Below are 19,044 nucleotides of genomic sequence, written 5' to 3'. Positions count from 1 at the left end.
GGGTCAAATTCCTTGAAGGCCACCCGGATTGCCCATATTCTGCCTGGCAAGGGCGCCCCGCGCCTGCTGATTCTTCCTGACGGAAAGGGTGATCACCATGAATATGATCAACAACAACACGCCCACGGCCGAGCTGCAAAAGCTTGACGCGGCGCATCACTTCCACCCTTTCACCGACAAGGCGGCGCTGGCAAAAAAAGGCGCGCGGGTGATCCTGCGCGGCGAAGGCTGCTGGCTGACCGACAGCGAAGGGCACCGGATTCTCGACGGTATGGCGGGTCTGTGGTGCGTCAATATCGGTTACGGGCGCAAAGAGCTGGGCGAGGTTGCCGCGCGCCAGATGATGGAACTGCCCTATTACAACACCTTCTTCCAGACCACGCATGTGCCGGCAATTGCCCTGGCGGCGAAACTGGCGGAACTGGCGCCGGGCGATCTGAACCATGTGTTCTTTGCCGGTTCGGGATCGGAAGCCAATGACACCAATATCCGCCTTGTGCGCCGCTATTGGCAGGTCAAGGGCCAGCCGGAAAAGCGCACCATCATCGCGCGCTGGAACGGCTATCACGGCTCGACGCTTGGCGGCGGCTCGCTTGGCGGGATGAAGCCGATCCATGCCCATGGCGGCAAGATCGACGGGGTCGAGCATATCAACCAGCCCTATTGGTGGGGTGAGGGCGGCGATATGGATATCGACGCCTTCGGCCTTGCCCGCGCACAGGAGCTGGAAGCGAAGATCCTGGAGATCGGCGCCGAAAATGTCGCGGCTTTCATCGGCGAGCCGGTGCAGGGCGCCGGTGGTGTGGTCATTCCACCGAAAACCTACTGGCCGGAAATTCAGAGAATCTGCAAGAAATACAATATCCTGCTGGTCGTTGACGAGGTGATCACCGGCTTTGGCCGCACCGGCAACTGGTTCGGCAGCCAGACCTTTGACATCAAACCCGACATTATGACCATCGCCAAGGGTCTGTCCTCAGGCTATGCGCCGATCGGCGGCTCGATCGTCTCGGATGACGTGGCCGAGGTCGTGGGTTCGGGTGGCGATTTCAACCATGGCTATACCTATTCGGGTCACCCGGTTGCGGCGGCTGTCGCGCTGGAAAACCTGCGCATCATGCAAGATGAAGGCGTGGTCGATCATGTGAAGAACGTCGCCAACCCCTATCTGGCCGAGCGCTGGTCGAAGCTGACCGATCACCCGCTGGTCGGTGAGGCGGTGCTGACCGGACTCATGGGCTCCATCGCGCTGACGCCGGATAAGGCGAAACGGGCAAAGTTCGCTTCGGAAGAGGGCACCGTTGGCCTGCGCGCGCGCGAGCGTTGCTTTGCCAATGATCTGGTGATGCGCCATGTCGGCGACCGCATGATCATCTCGCCGCCGCTGGTGATCACACCGGCCGAGATCGACATCCTGATCGAGCGCGCGACGAAATCGCTGGATGAATGCTATGCCGGCCTGCAGAAAGACGGTCTGCTGGTCGCCAAAGCAGGCTGATCGCTCGGTTTCGGGATCAAAAGGCGGGAAGATGAAAAGGCGGGCTCTGGCCCGCCTTTTTCTGTACTGCCCGCCTGCCCCGGCCCGGCCCCGTCTCTAATGCCCCTGCTCTCAGGCCCGGTTCAGCCGGTCGAGCCGCGCGCGCACGCTCAGCCCATGCGCCTCCAGGCTTTCCGAAATCGCCAGCCGCTCGGCCGCCGGTCCGATGGCCGCCAGCGCCTGCGGCGTCATTTTCGCGACCGTGGTGCGTTTGAGGAATTCCAGCACCGACAGCCCCGAGGAGAACCGCGCCGAGCGCGCCGTCGGCAACACATGGTTCGGCCCGCCGATATAGTCGCCGATGGCCTCGGGCGTCCATTGGCCAAGGAAGATGGCGCCGGCATGGGTGATCCGGGCGGAAACCGCCTCCGGGTCTTCGGTGCAGATCTCAAGATGCTCGGGTGCGACGCGATTCGACAAAACAGCCGCCTCGGCCAGGTCTTTGACCAGGATCACCGCGCCATTGTCACGCCAGGAGGCGGCGGCGATCTCGCGCCGCTCCAGCGTTTGCAGCCGTTTTTCCAGCGCAGCCACGCAGGCGCGGGCGAAACCCTCATCCGGGGTGACAAGAATTGCCTGGGCAGAAGCGTCATGCTCGGCCTGGCTCAGCATATCCAGCGCCACAAAATCCGGATCGGCAGTGCCATCGGCGATCACCAGGATCTCGGAGGGACCGGCGATCATGTCGATCCCGACCTTGCCGAATACCCGCCGCTTGGCCGCCGCAACCCAGGCATTGCCCGGCCCGGTGATCTTGTCGACCGGGCGGATGGTTTCGGTTCCATAGGCCAGCGCCGCCACCGCCTGGGCGCCGCCGATCCGGTAGATCGTATCGACCCCGGCCAGTCTGGCGGCATAGATCACCAGCGGATTGACCTCGCCGCCCGGCGTCGGGCAGGTGATCACCAGCCGCCCCACCCCGGCCACCCGCGCCGGGATCGCGTTCATCAGCACGGAAGACGGGTAAGAGGCGAGCCCGCCCGGCACATAGAGGCCGGCGGCAGAAACCGGCGTCCAGCGCCAGCCGAGGGTGGCCCCTTCCGGATCGGTCCACATCTGGTCCTGCGGCATCTGGCGGACGTGATAGGCGCGGATGCGTTCCGCCGCGAGGGTCAGCGCCGCTGCATCCTCGGGCACGACTTTGGCACATTCCGCCTCGATCTCGGCGGGGGAAAAGGCCAGACGGTCGGGGGTCACCGCCAGCCGGTCAAAGCGCGCGGTGAGATCAGTCACCGCCTGATCGCCCCGCGCCCGCACATCGGCGATGATCGCGGCAACCACGTCATCCACCTCGGGGCTGTCCTCGCGTTTCATGCCGAGGAAAGCGGTGAATTCCGCCTCGAAACCGGGTTCCCGGGTGGAAAGAAATTGCGCCATTGCGGGCCTCCGCGCATGAATATGCCGCCTGTTGCCCCGCGCATAACCCGCGCCGCCGCCGAGGTAAACAGGCGGCGGCAAACAGGCCGCAAATGCAAAAGGGCGGCGCGCGATAACCCGCGCCCCGCCCTTTCCTGATCTTTGTCGCGGCTTATTGTGCCGGAGCCTCGACAGCTGCCTCGGCCGGCACTTCGACCGGAGCTTCAGCGGGGGTTTCAGCCGGTGCCACTTCTTCCATCACCGGGCCCAGGCCGCCTTCACCGCCCGCAGGCTCGGCGCCCGAGGTCGGCGCCGCGGCCTCTTCCTCGATGCTGGCCTTGACGATCACATCCGGATTCTCGGCGACCGAGCCGTTCAGCTCTGCCGGACCGCGTTTGATCTTGTCGACCACATCCATGCCCGAGATCACCCGACCGACAACGGTATATTGCCCGTCAAGGAAATCGCCCGGCGCGAACATGATGAAGAACTGGCTGTTCGCCGAATTCGGATCATTGCTGCGGGCCATGCCTACAATGCCGCGCTGGAAGGAGAGGTCCGAGAATTCCGACGGGATGTCAGGCAGATCCGAGCCACCCATACCAGCGCTGATGAATTCCGCAGGGATCTCCATCCCACCGAGGTTATAGGTGCCCTCAGCCGCGCCTTTCGGCAGTTTGGCGATCTCTTCGGCAAAAGTCGCGGGCTTGCCGAACTGCACATCGCCGGTCTGGGCCATGAAACCGTCGATCACGCGGTGGAAGACGACGCCGTCATAGGCGCCCTCTTTCGCCAGCGTGACGATCTGCGCCACATGCTGCGGCGCCTTGTCGGACAGAAGGTCAATGACCACCCGGCCATTGGCTTCACCCTGGATGTCAAGCACCAGATTCGGCCCGGGCAGATCGGGCACATCCTGCGCAAAGGCGGGGGTCGCCATCAGCAGGGAAACGGCAAGAACCTTACGCAACATCGGATGCAACCCTCACGGTGATCATGCGATCAGGGGTGACCGGCGGCTCGCCCCGGGTGATTTTATCAACGAATTCCATGCCCTTAATCACGCGACCATAGACGGTATACTGGCCGTTGAGGAAATGGTTGTCCTTGAAATTGATGAAGAACTGGCTGTTCGCCGAATTCGGATTGGCCGAACGCGCCGCGCCCAGCGTGCCGCGATCATGCGGGAGTTTCGAGAACTCGGCCGGCAGATCGTCATATTGCGAACCACCCGTGCCCGAACGGCGCGGATTGTAATCTTTTTCCATATTGGCGTGCTCGACATCGCCGGTCTGGGCCATGAAGCCCTCGATCACGCGGTGGAAAGCCACATTGTCATAGGCTTTGTCGCGCGCGAGCTGCTTCATGCGCTCGGCATGTTTCGGTGCGACATCCGGGAGAAGCTCGATCACCACTTCGCCGTCTTTCAGCGTCAGGATGATGGTGTTCTCGGGGTCCTTGATCTCGGCCATTGTGCTTCCCTTGCAGGCTTCTGGTCGGGCGGGAAATTAACCGCAAGCGCATCGGGGGGGAAGGGCAAATGGGCGTGATCGGTTGACGGGGCGGCAAAATGGGCGGAAAGAATTGCGCGAAAAGCCGGGAACAGCTGGCTTGTTAGCGCTAACCCAAACCGAATGACGCATCCTGGGAGAGACCGATGGGCTGGAAAACGCTGGATGATATCGCACTGGCCGGCAAGACGGTGCTTACACGGGTCGATATCAATGTGCCGATGGAGGGGGATCGGGTCACCGACACCACCCGCATCGACAAGATCCGCCCAACGGTCGAGGATATCATCGCGCGCGGCGGCAAAGTGGTGCTGCTGGCGCATTTCGACCGCCCGAAGGGCAAGGTCGTGCCGGAAATGAGCCTTGGCCGCATCGCGGGCGCTGTTGAATCGAGCCTTGGCCGCAAGGTGGTGTTCTCCTCTGAGAGCACCGGCGAAGTGGCGAAGGCGGCGATTGCTGCGGCAGGCCCCGGCGATGTGGTTTTGCTGGAGAATACCCGCTTTCAGCCGGGCGAGGAGAAAAACGATGCCGGGCTGGCGGCGGAATTTGCCGCGCTTGGCGATGTTTATGTGAATGACGCCTTTTCAGCGGCGCATCGCGCGCATGCCTCGACCGAGGCGCTGGCGCGCGCTTTGCCGCATGCGGCAGGCCGGCTGATGGAGGCGGAACTGAAGGCGCTGGAGGCAGCCCTTGGCACCCCGGCCCGCCCGGTGATCGCAGTGGTCGGCGGCGCGAAGGTCTCGACGAAACTTGATCTGCTGGGGAACCTCGTCGGCAAGGTCGATCACCTGGCGATTGGCGGCGGCATGGCGAATACCTTCCTTGTGGCGCAGGGAATCGAGGTCGGCAAATCGCTGGCCGAGCGCGATATGGCCGATACCGCCCGCGCGATCCTGAAAAAGGCCAGCGATTCCGGCTGCCAGATCCATCTGCCGGTCGATGTGGTGGTGGCGCGCGAGTTCAGGGCCGGCGCGGCCAGCCAGATCACCAATGCATCAGGCTGCCCTGCGGATGCGATGATCCTCGATGCCGGTCCGGAGACGGTGGCGCGGCTTAAGGCCGTGATGGGCCAATGCGCAACGCTGATCTGGAACGGTCCGCTGGGTGCTTTCGAGATCCCCCCGTTCGACGGCGCCACGGTGGCGGCGGCGAAAGAAGCGGCGCGGCTGACCGAGGCAGGAAAGCTGATCTCGGTCGCGGGCGGCGGCGATACCGTGGCCGCGCTGAACCAGGCCGGGGCTGCGGGCGCCTTCACCTTCATCTCGACCGCCGGCGGCGCCTTCCTTGAATGGATGGAGGGCAAGGAATTGCCGGGCGTCGCGGCGCTTCTTGCCTGATGCGCGCCCGGTCGCGCTAACAGCATTGCGTGCGCCCTGGTCAAAAGGCTATGGCGCGTGGGAACAGGGACTCTGAGGATCCGGGGAAGGGTTTTGACCATGACCACTGAAAAAATGACGGCGCAGATCGGCGCGGGCCAGGGCTTTATCGCGGCGCTGGACCAGTCGGGGGGCTCGACCCCGAAGGCGCTGAAACTCTACGGCGTCGAGGCCGATGCCTGGTCCGACGAGGCCGGCATGTTCGATCTGGTCCATGCGATGCGCGCCCGCATCATCAAATCGCCGGCCTTTTCGGGGCAGAAGGTGATCGGCGCCATCCTGTTCGAACAGACGATGGACCGTGACATCGACGGCATCCCGACCGCCACCTATCTTTGGGAAAAGCGCGGCGTGGTGCCTTTCCTCAAGATCGACAAGGGGCTCGATGCCGAGGTCAATGGCTGCCAGGTTATGAAAGCGATGCCCGAGCTGGACGCGCTGCTGGAAAAAGCAGTGCGCGCGGGCATCTATGGCACCAAGGAACGCTCGGTGATTTCGGCCGCGAATGAGGATGGCATCAAGGCGGTGGTTGACCAGCAATTCGCCATCGCGAAACAGGTGAGCAGCCATGGTCTGATGCCGATCGTCGAGCCGGAAGTCACGATTTCCATCGCCGACAAGGCCGCCGCCGAGACGATCCTGCGCCGCGAGATCCTTGCGCATCTCGACGCCCTGCCGAAGGGCACGCAGGTGATGCTGAAGCTGACGATCCCGTCGGAGGCGAATTTCTACGCCCCCCTCGTCGATCACCCTGCGGTGCTGAAGCTGGTCGCACTTTCGGGCGGCTATTCGCGCGATGAGGCCAATGCGCTGCTGGCGAAGAACCGCGGCATGATCGCGTCCTTCTCGCGTGCTTTGTCCGAAGGTCTGAAAGCGCAGCAATCCGAGGGTGAATTCGACGCCACGCTGAAATCGGCGGTCGATTCCATCCATGCGGCCTCTGTGGCTGGCTGATCCAGGGACTGGCTGATCCTGGCGCCGGCTGATCCGGGGGCTGGTTAATCTGGCGCCGGCTGATCTGATTTCGAAGAAAAATGAAGGGAATCCCGCCGCATGGGGGATTCCCTTCTGATTCGTTTCATGGCATAATTTTCTGGCAGCCTCCGTCAGAGAGGCCAATTGATGGGCAGACGGGCAGATGACCAGGCAACAACGGCGCCATAATATGGGCGGGCTGATCTATTTCGCCCTGATGTTCACGCTGGGCGCCTATTTCACCTTTGCCGCCGTGCAGGGCGATTACGGTGTGTTCCGCCGGGTCGAAATCCGCGCCGAGGCCGCCGGTCTGACGGTCGAGCGTGACAAGCTGGCGGTGCAGCTTGCCGATATGCAGAACCTGACCCATCGGCTGTCGGATGACTATCTCGACATGGATCTGCTCGATGAGCGCGCCCGTGATGTGCTGGGCTATATGCGTGCCGATGAGATCGTGATCCGCTGAGCGGCGAGCCAATCTGAGCGCCGCACTCTGACAGAGCTGCGACGGAACAGAGCTTCATACCTGCGCCCGGGACGGGCCACAGTTTCACCCGAAATCCAGGCCATCTCTGCCCTCGCGACAGTCGGTGGCACTATGAAATATGTGATCGGAATACTGGTGGCGCTTTTGCTTCTGCCAAAGCTGGCAAACGGCACTGGCACGGGCATGTTCGGGTATTACTCCAGCCTGGACACGACGGCGATCTTCCGCCAGGCCGCCCCGTATGTCGCGGCAGCAACGGGAATACTTCTCTTCGTCTTGCTGCGGCAAGGGGCAAGACGCTCTGCCACTTCGCCCGGAACAACACATGTCAAGACCCGCGTCCTGGTTATCTCCATCGTAGTGGCCATTGCCTCTGCATGGATGATAACGAGCCATTCTGCACCAATCCTGCTTTCAGCCTTCGGATCATCAGGAACATCGCAAACCGTTTCGGTCATGAGAGCCGCTGGAAATGTGCCCTGCAAAACGGCTTATTCCATCAGGCGTGACGTGCCCTCATCAGAACGGCCTGGCTTAATCTGCGTTCCGAAAGCACTTGACCAGCACATCGCAAGCTCCGCAGAGGGAATGACAGGATTGAGTTGAAGATAACCGGGTTCGGCAACGCCTGGGGTCTCTGGAATGCAGAGTTTGAACTGCTGCCGCCGGAAGGGTGAGCCGCTCACTCCGGCACTGTAACAGGCGGCGACGCCCTGTCGTTGCGACGGCGTGGCGTGGACATTTTCGCGTTTGACCCAATAATCTCCGATGTTGTATGGATGGTTTAACGCTAAACCATTTGCTGAACCTACTCCAGGGAGGAGCCCAATGGCACGCAAGCCCGATGCGAGACCCAATGTCTCGAAAGACGAGCTGCTGAAGTATTACCGCGAGATGCTGCTGATCCGCCGCTTTGAGGAAAAAGCGGGCCAGCTTTACGGCATGGGGCTGATCGGGGGGTTCTGTCACCTCTATATCGGCCAGGAAGCGGTTGTGGTCGGCCTGGAAGCTGCGGCGAAGCAGGGTGACAAGCGCCTGACCTCTTACCGCGATCACGGCCATATGCTGGCCTGCGACATGGACCCGAAGGGCGTCATGGCCGAGCTGACCGGGCGCATCGGGGGCTATTCGAAGGGCAAGGGCGGCTCGATGCATATGTTCTCGAAAGAGAAACATTTCTACGGTGGCCATGGTATTGTCGGCGCGCAGGTGCCGCTGGGCGCGGGGCTCGCATTTGCCGACAAGTACCTCGGCAATGACAATGTGACCTTCACCTATTTCGGCGATGGCGCGGCCAACCAGGGCCAGGTCTATGAAACCTATAACATGGCAGAGCTCTGGGAGCTCCCGGTGATTTTCGTCATTGAAAACAACCAATATGCCATGGGGACGAGCGTGAAGCGCTCGACCAAATCGACGACGCTTTATGAGCGCGGCGTGGCTTATGGCATCCCCGGCGAGCAGGTCGATGGCATGGATGTGCTGGCGGTGAAGGCGGCTGGTGAGAAGGCGGTCGCCCACTGCCGCGCGGGCAAGGGGCCGTATATCCTTGAGATGATGACCTATCGCTACCGCGGTCACTCGATGTCGGATCCGGCGAAATACCGGACGCGCGAAGAGGTCGAGAAGATCAAGACCGAGAAGGACTGTATCGAGCATGTCCGCGATCTGCTGTTGCAGGGGGGCCTCGCATCCGAGGATGACCTGAAGAACATCGACAAAGAGATCAAGGCGCTGGTGAATGAGGCGGCTGAATTCTCGAAAGAAAGCCCGGAGCCGCCGCTGAGCGATCTCTGGACCGACATTACCGTCTGAGGGGGAGAGAGATCATGGCAGTAGACGTATTGATGCCGGCTTTGTCTCCGACGATGGAGGAGGGCACGCTGGCGAAATGGCTGGTGAAAGAGGGTGACGTGGTCAAATCGGGCCAGGTCATTGCCGAGATCGAGACCGATAAGGCGACGATGGAATTCGAGGCGGTGGATGAGGGGATCATCGGCAGGCTGCTGGTCGCGGAAGGCACGGCGGGCGTGAAGGTGAACACGCCGATCGCGGTGCTGGTGGAGGAGGGCGAGAGCGCGGATGCCGTTGTCAGCGCCCCTGCTCCGGTTGCCGCCGCCGCTCCGGCCATCGAGGCCGTCCCGGCGGCAGCTGCCGCGCGCGCCGCCCCGGTAGTTGCAGCCCAGGGCTGGCCGCATAGCGATTTGCCCGAGGGTGTCGCGACGAAGACCATGACCGTGCGCGAGGCTCTGCGCGAGGCGATGGCGGAAGAGATGCGCCTTGATCCCAATGTCTTCCTGATGGGGGAAGAGGTTGGCGAATACCAGGGCGCCTATAAGATCAGCCAGGGCCTGCTGGATGAGTTCGGGCCGAAGCGGGTTGTTGATACGCCGATCACCGAACATGGTTTCGCCGGGATCGCGGTTGGCGCCTCCTGGGGTGGCCTGCGCCCGATTGTCGAGTTTATGACCTTCAACTTCGCGATGCAGGCGATTGACCATATCATCAACTCGGCCGCGAAGACGCTTTATATGTCGGGCGGCCAGATGGGCTCGCCGATGGTCTTTCGTGGCCCGAACGGGGCGGCGGCGCGCGTGGGCGCCCAGCACAGCCAGGACTATGCCGCCTGGTATGCGGCGATCCCCGGGCTGAAAGTGGCGATGCCCTATTCGGCTGCCGACGCCAAAGGCCTCCTGAAGAGCGCGATCCGGGACAATAACCCGGTGATCTTCCTGGAAAACGAGATCATGTATGGCCGCTCTTTCGAGGTGCCGGTCGGCGATGATTTCACCATCCCCTTCGGCAAGGCCTCGGTCATGCGGGCGGGGACGGATGTGACGCTGGTCTCCTTCGGGATCGGGGTTTCCCATGCGCTGGCGGCGGCGGAAGCGCTGGCGGCGGAGGGGATCGAGGCCGAGGTGATCAACCTGCGTACGCTGCGCCCGATTGACTATGACACCGTGCTGGCAAGCGTGCAGAAGACCAATCGCTGCGTGACGGTCGAGGAGGGTTTCCCTGTGGGCTCCATCGGCGACCATCTGGCATCGACGATCATGCAGCGGGCGTTTGATTATCTGGACGCACCCGTCGTGACCTGCACTGGCAAGGATGTGCCGATGCCTTACGCCGCCAATCTGGAGAAGCTGGCGCTGATCACGCCCGCCGAAATCGTCACGGCCGTGAAATTGGTCTGCTACCGCTGAGGAGGATGAGGGAATGGCAATTCAGATCCTGATGCCGGCGCTTTCTCCGACGATGGAGGAAGGCACGCTGGCAAAATGGCTGGTGAAAGAGGGTGACACCGTCAAATCCGGCCAGGTGATCGCCGAAATCGAGACCGACAAGGCGACGATGGAGTTCGAGGCGGTCGATGAGGGGGTGATCGGCAAGATCCTGATCCCTGAGGGCACGACGGGGGTGAAGGTCAATGACCCGATCGCCATGCTGCTGGAAGAGGGCGAGGACGCCTCTTCTGTGGCCCCCGCCCCGCCCCGGGCCGCTGCGCCTCAGGCATCCGTCAGTGCGCCGGTTGCCGCCGCAGCTGTGGTTCCGGCAGCGGCGCCCGCTCCGGCGGCCACTGGTGCCCGCGTCTTCGCCTCGCCGCTGGCGCGGCGGATCGCAAAGGAAAAGGGCATCGACCTCGCTGCAGTGCAGGGCAGCGGGCCGCATGGCCGTATCGTCAAGGCCGATGTCGAACAGACAAAACCAGGTGCCGCGCCAGCCGTAGCGCCCGCGGCAGCAGCCGGCGCGGCGGGCTCGATGCCCGCCGGGGCGGCGACCCCGACCCCCACAAAAGCGCTGGCTTCGGGTCTCTCTGCCGAGACGGTTCTGAAAATGTATCAGGATCGGGAATTCGAGGAAATTGCCCTGGACGGCATGCGCCGCACCATTGCTGCCCGCCTGACTGAAGCCAAGCAGACCATCCCGCATTTCTACCTGCGCCGCGAGGTCAAACTCGACGCGCTGATGGACTTCCGGGCCGAGCTGAACCACGCCCTGACCGGGCGCGGCGTCAAGCTCTCGGTCAATGACTTCATCATCAAGGCCTGCGCCATCGCGCTGCAGGAAGTGCCCGATGCCAATGCGGTCTGGGCCGGCGACCGGATCCTGAAGCTGAAACCCTCGGATGTGGCGGTTGCCGTCGCAGTCGAAGGCGGGCTCTTCACGCCGGTGCTGCGTGACGCCGACAAAAAGTCGCTCTCGGCCCTGTCGGCCGAGATGAAGGACCTCGCACATCGCGCCAAGTCGAAAAAGCTCGCGCCGCATGAATATCAGGGCGGCAGTTTCGCGATCTCCAATCTCGGCATGTTCGGGGTCGAGAATTTCGACGCGGTGATCAACCCGCCGCATGGCGCAATCCTTGCGGTCGGGGCCGGGGTGAAGAAACCGGTGGTGAACGGGGATGGTTCGATCGGGGTTGCGACCATGATGTCGATGACGCTGTCGGTCGATCACCGGGTCATTGACGGGGCGCTTGGGGCGCAGTTCCTGAAAGCCGTGATCGAGGCGCTGGAAAACCCGGTCACCATGCTGGCCTGAAACAGCAGATATTTGGAAACCGCGCAAGGCGGGGGCGCTGCCCCCGCCTTCGCATTTTCAATGCGAAGGCTCCCCCGGGATATTTAAGCACAGATGAAATCAGCCGCCAGGACCAGCTTCTGAGGTCAGCCGCGGGCTTCGAGCTTTTGCAGCAAAGTGATGCTGCGCCGGGTGATGGTGGCGATGATGCCGGCGCCGATCAGCCAGAGCGACCAGGCCATGATCGCGGCGCCGGTACTGGCCACCGGCAACAATGCGGCGATCAGCGCAGCAAGCGTCAGCGCCGCCATCCGGTGCGGCTTCGCCATCGGTCCGCGAAAATCAGGAGTGAAGCCTTCGGCACGGCCCAGCTCGCGCAGCCAGGCGGTGATCAGCGCAAGCGCCCCAACCCCGAGGCCGAGCGCCGGTACGCCGGCGAAAAGCCCCGCACCCCAGAAAAGCAGCAGATCGGCAGCGCGGTCGGGCACCTCGTTCCAGAAAGGGCCCGAGGGGGTGGCACCGCCTCCCTCGACCGCGACCATCCCGTCGAGCAGATTGCACAGGAGCCGCAGCTGAATCATCCCTGCCGCAAGGATGAGCAAAATGCTCTGCCCGATCGGCCCGGAGACCGAGGCCGCCCAGAAGAACAACAATCCCACTGCCGCGAACAGGACAGAAGCCTGCGAAATCTGGTTCGGCGTGATCTGGCGCTGTGCGAGATTCTGCGCCAGCCGCAGGATCAGCCGGCTCCTCCGCGCACGGATCGGGCGGCGGTTGCCGGCTTCCTCCGATAGCTGCGGCCCGGTTTGTTCGGGGAAGGCAGGATCTTGCATGTCGTCATCTGTCATGGGTCAGGTCCAGAACCAGCGGGTGAGATGGAAAAAGATCGGCGCGGCAAAAACCACGGAATCGAGCCGGTCGAGAAAACCGCCATGGCCTGCGATCAGATGGCCCCAGTCCTTGACGCCCTTATCACGCTTGATCGCCGACATTACGAGACCGCCGAAGAACCCCATCAGCGTCACCGCCAGCGCCATGCCGGCGGCCTGGAACATGGTGAAGGGCGTCATCCACCACAAAGCCGCACCCGCCGTCGTCGCCGTCATCACGCCGCCGATCAGCCCCTCCCAGGTCTTGGAAGGCGACAGTTGCGGCGCGACCAGGCGGCGGCCGAACAGCTTGCCCCAGACATATTGCATCACATCGGAAAGCTGCACGGTAAAGATCAGCCAGGCGATCAGGATCACCGAGCGCCCCTCATATCCCTCGATATACAACGTCAGCAGCGCAGGCACATGACTGACGCAATAGACGCAGATCATCAGCGCCCATTGGGTTTCGGCAACACGGGTGAGGAAGCTCTTCGTCTCGCCCCTGAGCGCCGAAACGACCGGCATCAACAGGAAGGCATAGACCGGGATGAAGATCGAATAGAGCCCGTACCAGTCGATCCACACAAGCCAGTATTGCACCGGCAGCACGATGAAGAAGGCGCCGGCCAGCGACCAGTGATCGGCGCGGGCCTTGGCTGTCAGTGTGAGGAACTCGCGCAAGGCCGAGAAGGAGAGGAGCGCAAACAAAAGGACCACCCCCGCCCGCCCGGCCAGGAAGGCCAGCGACAAGAGAACCACCATCCCCCACCAGGCCGAGATCCTGGCATTCAGGTTCTCGATCACCGGATTGCCGCCATCGGGGGCGATCCGGGCGCGCAGCACCTCGCCGATCACGGTGGCGATCACCAGGATCACGCCCACGCCAAGCAAAAGCCAGATCAGATGCGGGGTTGCGCTCATGCCGGCACCGTCTCTTTCAGCGCGATCAGCGCAGCATGGGATCGGGCGAGAAAATCCGCCTTTTCCTCGCCTTCGTCCAGATGCAGCGGAGCGCCGAAGGTCAGGGTGCAGATCAGCGGCAGCGGAATGATCTCACCCTTGGGCATCACGCGGTTGAGGTTGGAAATCCAGACCGGCACCAGATCCACTCCGGGATTTTGCCGCGCGAGGTGGTAGAGGCCGCTGCGGAACGGCAGCAGCGGCTCCTCGGTCATATTGCGCAACCCCTCGGGAAATATGATCAGCGAAGAGCCCCCGGCCAGAGCCTGGCCCATCAGGGTGACGGGATCCTCGGCGCGCTCCTCCGGGCGACGGTCGATCAGAACGGCGTTGAAAACATCGCGACCGATAAAGGTGCGAAGCGGCGTTTTCAGCCAGTAATCCAGCGCCGCCACCGGCCTCGTGCGGGCGCGCAGCATCGGCGGCAGCACTGTCCAGAGCAGCACGAAATCGGCATTGGAAGTGTGATTGGCAAAATAGACGCGCTGCTTTGGCAGCGGCTCTATTCCCGACCAGATAGCGCGGGGCGCGGTAACGATGCGGGCGAAAAGTGTGATCGCCCGCCCGGAAAAACCCGCCGCCATGCCGCGTAAAACGACCTTAACCCTGGAACTGAAACCCGCCGGCAAATCCGCTGCTCACTCCGCCCTGAATTGCTGATCCATGGTCAGCGCCGGCTGCGCGCAACCCGCTTTGCCGACCACCCGCGCCGGAACGCCGGCCACGGTCGTCTCGGGCGGCACTTCCTCCAGCACGACCGAACCGGCCGCGATACGCGAGCAATTGCCGACCCGGATATTACCCAGAACCTTGGCCCCTGCCCCGATCAGCACACCATTGCCGATCTTCGGATGCCGGTCGCCATCCTCCTTGCCGGTACCGCCCAGCGTCACCGAATGCAGCATCGAGACATTGTCGCCGACAACCGCCGTTTCCCCGATCACGATGGAATGGGCATGGTCGATCATAATGCCTTTGCCGATGCGCGCGGCCGGGTGGATATCGACGCCGAATGCCTCGGATACCCGCATCTGCACGAAATAGGCCAGATCGACCCGCCCTTTGTCCCAGAGCCAATGTCCAATCCGGTAGGCCTGCACCGCCTGATAGCCCTTGAAGAACAGAACCGGCTGCAAATAGCGGTGGCAGGCGGGATCACGCTCATAAACCGCCATCAGATCGGCGCGCGCCGCCGCGCCAAGTTCGGGCGTGGCGCCGTAGGCCTCATCCGCGATCTCGCGCAGGATCTGCTCGCTCATCTCGCCCGAGGCAAGTTTCAGCGAAAAGCGGAACGCCAGGGCGCGTTCAAACGTGGCATGGTGCAACAGGCCCGAATGGATCAGCGAGCCGAGCAGCGGTTCGGCACGGACCGCCTCGACAGCCTCGCTGCAGATCCGTGTCCAGACCGGATCGAGCGTCGTGACACGTTGTCTGGTTTCGGCCATGGCAATCCCCGTATCGAGCCGCTGCAAATGGCGGCGGAAACAGGATGGATTATCTCCGATGCGGGCAGAATCAGCAATCAGGAAAGGAAACTGTTCCGCCCGGGATCAGGGACCCACATTGACCGCCCGAAAAGGCCCAGGCCCAAAGCTTGGCGACAGCTGGGCGACCATCGCGGTGAACCCGCTTTGCGCCCCATCGGCCAGCTGCTGTGCCAGCGGATAGGCGTATTGCGGTGCGGTTACGGTCACTTCGCGCAGGATGATATCCGCGACCAGAACGCGGACCATATAGGCCTCGCTTTCCTCGGAAAGCGGCACCTCCAGCTGCTGCCAGTTATCGCCGCCGATCCGCGTCCGCCGTATCCAGCTGAGGCTGAGATCGGTGCCCGCCGCGCCATGGCTGCGCAGATGGCTGACCGGCATCGGGCGCAAGCCGATCCCGTCAAAGGCGGCAGCGATTTCAACCACATTCGGATCGTCATAGCCACGCCCCGAAACGCCGATGCGGAAGCTGCGGGACAGCCCGCGCGTGTCAGAGCCAAGCGTGACCTGCTCCGGCGCTCCGTTCAGCAAAACCACCGTGCTGCCCGCCGGCCAGACCGGCGGCATCACCCCATCCGTGCCCGCCTGGCCCCGGAGTCGCAGCGAAACCTCCCAGGTCTGCGGCGCGACCAGCTCTGCCCCGGCAAACTGAAACACCTCCCAATTGCCGGGCGAGCCATCGCCGATCGCCATTGCATTGGCGCCATTCAGCACCGCAACCGGGTCGGCAGCGCTGAGGCTGCCCGCATTCAGCCGGATCCGCAGCGGCTCGCCACGGTCCCAGGCCCCCGGACGGGCCGAAGCCAGCCCCGTCTCGGTCCTCCCCATGACCGAAGGCACCGTGACCAGCCGGTTCAGCGCAAACCCACCCGCAGCCGTCTGCGACCAGAGCGCAGCCGAGCCCGGCCAGGGATTTGCCGCCACCGCGATATGCGGCTGATGCGGCACCTCCTGCCCGGTCAGAAGCGGCAGGTCCAGAAAGACCGGCCAGACCGGAACCGGCGCCACAAAGCGGGTGAGCACGGGGGGCGAGCCGCCTTCATCGCGGGTCTCATAGATCCCGCCCTCGATCCGCGTGGCCTCGATACGGCGCAGTTCGGTCTGCTCCACCCGATCCACGCGCCAGACCGAGCCATCCCCGGTGGCGATACGATCCCCCGGCCCCACATCCATCCGCGAGGGCGGCAGGCTGAGGCGCAGCCCGTCGCGCGCGATCCGCGATTCCGCCAGCCAGCGCCGGGTGACGCCCTGCCCCTCGCCCAGGGTCAGCGCAATGGCGACCTCGGTGCCGGCCACCCGGTTCAGGCTGTCGCCAGGATGCCGGGTCTCGGCCATGCGGGCCTCGAAATTCGCCTCGGAATCAATGAAACCAAGACGGATCGACTCACCGGTTTCCGCCTCGACAGAGCGCGTGACCTCGGCCTGGCCCTCCAGTTCGTCCACCGCATAAAGCCCGGCATCAAGCCTGTGGTCGAGGCCAGGCAGGCGGCGCTGAAAGACCAGCCTGCCGTCGCGGTCAAAGGCATCGACGCCGAAGGTCTGCAGCAAGGGCTGCAGGCTGGCCCGTCCGCTTTGCACCTGATCGACCAGATAGCCGCGAACGATCCCCTGCGCCCCGGCGGTATCGGTCGTCGTCAGTCCCAGGTCGCCACAGATTTCGCCGATCACCGCCGGGAGAGGCTGGCCGGTCGCCCGTCCGTTCAGCCAATGACCCCGCAGATAGGCCGGCCCGTCGCTCCATTTATCGACCCGACCGGGGAATTCCGGGAAGGGCCGTGCATCCCAGGCCCAGACATGGGCGCGGCTCATATCAACCATCCGCCCGATATACAGCGACGAGGCCGGGTTATGCGCCGGATCCGCCCAATAGCTGTTCATCGCCCGCAGATATTGCATCTGGATCAGATCATCCCGCGCCCCGTTAGAGGCCCGGGGCAAAGCGGATTCCGACGACATCAGGTCAAGGAACTTATTCGGCTGATTGGTGCCCTTGTCGATTGCGGCACAACCATATTCGGTAAAGACAATCGGCTTTGATTGCGGCATCCAGGCGGTCGGAGCCGTGGCCCGCACCGCCCCCTGGCGCCCATGATGCGGGTTGAGCCACCAGTTATGCAGATCCTTGACCCGAAACACCCAGGGCTCGTCAAAGGCGCCATCGGTGATCGGCAGCCGCACCTGCGCCGCCTCGCCTTCCGGGCTGTCATAATACCAGTCAAAACCCTCGCCACCCGCGACATTGGCTTTCAGATAGTCCTGGTTCCAGATCGCCCCCCAATGGGCATCGGCATGGTCCTCGCCATCACGCCAGTCGGAAAGCGGCATGTAATTGTCGATGCCGATGAAGTCGATCGCCGGGTCCACCCAGAGATCATCCAGCGGGAAGTAGAGATTCCCATCCGCGAAATAGCTGCCATATTCCGTCCAGTCGGCGGCATAGCTGATCTTCACCTCCGGCCCGAGGATCGCACGGACCTCCGCCGCAAGCTGCTTCAGCGCCGCCACCGCAGGAAAGCCATCTGCGCCGTTCCGGATCTGAGTCAGGCTGCGCATCTCTGATCCGATGCAGAACGCATCCACCCCCCCCGCCAGCGCGCAAAGATGCGCATAATGCAGAATGAAGCGGCGATAGCGCCACTCGGCCGGGCCGGTATAAAGGACGCGGTTCAGCGCAAGCATGAAATCCGAGGCCTGGGCGGTACCGAAAAAGGCCGCAACCTCGGCATCCGCCGCCACAGTCCGGTCGGTGGTGCCGCTGCGCCCCGGCGCCTGATCGGTGGTGATCCTGCCGCGCCAGGGCATGACGGGCTGATCAGCGGCACCGCTCCAGGGGTCCGGCAATCCGTTATCCGGCTGCTGCTCCATCAGGATGAACGGGTAGAACATCACCTCGCGCCCCGCCGCGCGAAGGGCCCGGATCGCCTCGATCACCGAAGCATCGGCCGGGGTGCCGCCATAAACGGGGTTGCCATCGCGCCGCGCGACCTCGGCGGCATCCCCACGCGTGATGCCACCCGCACGCCAGCCCATGCCCTCGCCGTCATATTCTGCCTGTTCGACCTTGGGCTGCACCTCGCACTGGCCACAGCGCAGATCGCTGCCGAACCAGGACACCACCAGCGAGACCGAACCACAATTCGGCAGCTCTTCGGTCAGCTGGCCAAGACTGGTGCGGAAATCGGTCAGGCCCGAGGGCGCCGTGCTGTTGATCGCGACATTCTCCCCCTGCCCGTGGCTGATATGAACCGGCGTGGTCGCCAGCGCATATTCCCCGGTGCCCGGGATCATCGCGACCGCCCTGACCAGCCCGGACAGCGTATCCTCGGGGGCCACATGCGGCCCCTGCGCGCGGCGCACCACCTCGAAACTGAATTGCGGCACCCGGTTTCCATAGGCGGTCACATCGAGATCCTCGATCACCACATAGGCGAGGCCACGAAAGGCTGGCACCGTCCCGAGGCCCTCGACCGCCTCGATCTTAGGGTCGGGCAACTGGTCTTCGGTGCCGTGATAGATCCGCATCGACAGGCTCCGGGGTTCGATCTCGGTGCCATCGGCCCAGATACGACCGACCCGCAGGATCTCGCCCTCACAAAGCCCGATCGCAAGGCTGACAGTGTAGGAATACTCGGTCACCGAACCACCGGCAGACGCCCCCTTGCCGCCCCGGCGCGTATTGCTGTGTTCCTCATATTGCGAGGCCCAGATCACATGACCCGCGATGCGCATCCGGCCCCAGAGCTTTGCAATCGCCTCGCCCTCACCGGCGCTCATCAGCCTGAGACGGTCGATCCGCCCGACCTCCACCGCATCCGAGCCGCCGCCGAGGATCTTCTGGTCGATGATCCGCCCCACCGAGGCCCCGATGGCGCGCCCGATCACCGCGCCCGAAAGGCCCAGCACCGTGCCGCCAAAGCCTGCACCAAACGCGGCCCCAGCGGCCGAGAGCAAAAGGGTTGCCATCG

15 protein-coding genes and 1 pseudogene are annotated in these 19,044 nt (G+C 63.5%); 8 read left to right on the top strand and 8 right to left on the bottom strand.

Features of this window, described 5'->3' with window-relative positions; genetic code table 11:
• Positions 1-97 precede the first annotated feature (97 nt).
• On the top strand, positions 98-1,498 hold the full coding sequence (locus tag DRF71_RS02860; RefSeq protein WP_112309068.1) for an aspartate aminotransferase family protein: 1,401 nt from the start codon (positions 98-100) through the stop codon (positions 1,496-1,498).
• A gap of 111 nt (positions 1,499-1,609) precedes the next feature.
• Here DRF71_RS02860 and hisD read toward each other — a convergent pair whose 3' ends face one another.
• From hisD to DRF71_RS02845, 3 genes and pseudogenes are all read right to left on the bottom strand, one after another.
• Positions 1,610-2,914, bottom strand: coding sequence for a histidinol dehydrogenase (gene hisD / locus DRF71_RS02855; protein ID WP_112309067.1), 1,305 nt, complete (start codon positions 2,912-2,914; stop codon positions 1,610-1,612).
• Between the two features lie 301 nt (positions 2,915-3,215).
• Positions 3,216-3,866, bottom strand: a pseudogene (locus tag DRF71_RS02850) (peptidylprolyl isomerase); the annotation flags it as partial.
• Complete coding sequence (locus DRF71_RS02845; RefSeq protein WP_112309065.1) at positions 3,856-4,365, bottom strand: peptidylprolyl isomerase; 510 nt, start codon at positions 4,363-4,365, stop codon at positions 3,856-3,858. The gene DRF71_RS02845 and the pseudogene DRF71_RS02850, both read right to left, overlap by 11 nt.
• A gap of 185 nt (positions 4,366-4,550) precedes the next feature.
• Between DRF71_RS02845 and DRF71_RS02840 the strand changes: the two genes are divergently transcribed.
• From DRF71_RS02840 to DRF71_RS02810, 7 genes are all read left to right on the top strand, one after another.
• Positions 4,551-5,741 (top strand): phosphoglycerate kinase, encoded by a 1,191-nt coding sequence (locus DRF71_RS02840; RefSeq protein ID WP_112309064.1) that lies wholly within the window; start codon positions 4,551-4,553, stop codon positions 5,739-5,741.
• Positions 5,742-5,840: 99 nt separating this feature from the next.
• Positions 5,841-6,734 carry a fructose bisphosphate aldolase gene (locus DRF71_RS02835; RefSeq protein ID WP_112309063.1) on the top strand — a complete coding sequence of 298 codons (894 nt, stop codon included), beginning with the start codon at positions 5,841-5,843 and terminating at the stop codon, positions 6,732-6,734.
• A gap of 184 nt (positions 6,735-6,918) precedes the next feature.
• Positions 6,919-7,221 carry an FtsB family cell division protein gene (locus tag DRF71_RS02830; RefSeq protein WP_112309062.1) on the top strand — a complete coding sequence of 101 codons (303 nt, stop codon included), beginning with the start codon at positions 6,919-6,921 and terminating at the stop codon, positions 7,219-7,221.
• A 132-nt stretch (positions 7,222-7,353) separates the two neighbouring features.
• Complete coding sequence (locus DRF71_RS27155; protein WP_157970895.1) at positions 7,354-7,848, top strand: hypothetical protein; 495 nt, start codon at positions 7,354-7,356, stop codon at positions 7,846-7,848.
• A 222-nt stretch (positions 7,849-8,070) separates the two neighbouring features.
• Positions 8,071-9,057 (top strand): pyruvate dehydrogenase (acetyl-transferring) E1 component subunit alpha, encoded by a 987-nt coding sequence (pdhA, locus tag DRF71_RS02820; protein ID WP_112309060.1) that lies wholly within the window; start codon positions 8,071-8,073, stop codon positions 9,055-9,057.
• A gap of 14 nt (positions 9,058-9,071) precedes the next feature.
• The gene (locus DRF71_RS02815; RefSeq protein WP_112309059.1) at positions 9,072-10,445 is read left to right on the top strand and encodes a pyruvate dehydrogenase complex E1 component subunit beta; all 1,374 of its coding nucleotides are present in this window, start codon (positions 9,072-9,074) and stop codon (positions 10,443-10,445) included.
• A gap of 13 nt (positions 10,446-10,458) precedes the next feature.
• The gene (locus tag DRF71_RS02810; protein WP_112309058.1) at positions 10,459-11,781 is read left to right on the top strand and encodes a pyruvate dehydrogenase complex dihydrolipoamide acetyltransferase; all 1,323 of its coding nucleotides are present in this window, start codon (positions 10,459-10,461) and stop codon (positions 11,779-11,781) included.
• A gap of 125 nt (positions 11,782-11,906) precedes the next feature.
• Here the strand turns inward: DRF71_RS02810 and DRF71_RS02805 are convergent, their stop codons facing one another.
• The 5 genes from DRF71_RS02805 to DRF71_RS02785 form a co-directional block, all read right to left on the bottom strand.
• Positions 11,907-12,593, bottom strand: coding sequence for a CDP-alcohol phosphatidyltransferase family protein (locus DRF71_RS02805; protein ID WP_112309941.1), 687 nt, complete (start codon positions 12,591-12,593; stop codon positions 11,907-11,909).
• Between the two features lie 18 nt (positions 12,594-12,611).
• On the bottom strand, positions 12,612-13,553 hold the full coding sequence (locus DRF71_RS02800) for a phosphatidate cytidylyltransferase (RefSeq protein ID WP_112309057.1): 942 nt from the start codon (positions 13,551-13,553) through the stop codon (positions 12,612-12,614).
• Positions 13,550-14,176, bottom strand: a complete 627-nt coding sequence (locus DRF71_RS02795) for a lysophospholipid acyltransferase family protein (protein ID WP_112309056.1) — start codon at positions 14,174-14,176, stop codon at positions 13,550-13,552. The genes DRF71_RS02800 and DRF71_RS02795 overlap by 4 nt, the downstream gene beginning before the upstream one ends.
• Before the next feature lie 54 nt (positions 14,177-14,230).
• Positions 14,231-15,037: a serine O-acetyltransferase gene (gene cysE / locus DRF71_RS02790; protein WP_112309055.1), complete on the bottom strand. Its 807-nt coding sequence runs from the start codon at positions 15,035-15,037 to the stop codon at positions 14,231-14,233.
• A gap of 105 nt (positions 15,038-15,142) precedes the next feature.
• Positions 15,143-19,042, bottom strand: coding sequence for a baseplate multidomain protein megatron (locus DRF71_RS02785; RefSeq protein ID WP_112309054.1), 3,900 nt, complete (start codon positions 19,040-19,042; stop codon positions 15,143-15,145).
• Between the last annotated feature and the right edge of the window lie 2 nt (positions 19,043-19,044).

This window comes from Pseudogemmobacter bohemicus (assembly GCF_003290025.1).
In the GTDB taxonomy this organism is placed as follows: domain Bacteria; phylum Pseudomonadota; class Alphaproteobacteria; order Rhodobacterales; family Rhodobacteraceae; genus Pseudogemmobacter; species Pseudogemmobacter bohemicus.
The sequence above is the reverse complement of the archived record's forward strand: the minus strand, read 5'-3'. Positions and strand labels throughout refer to the sequence as shown.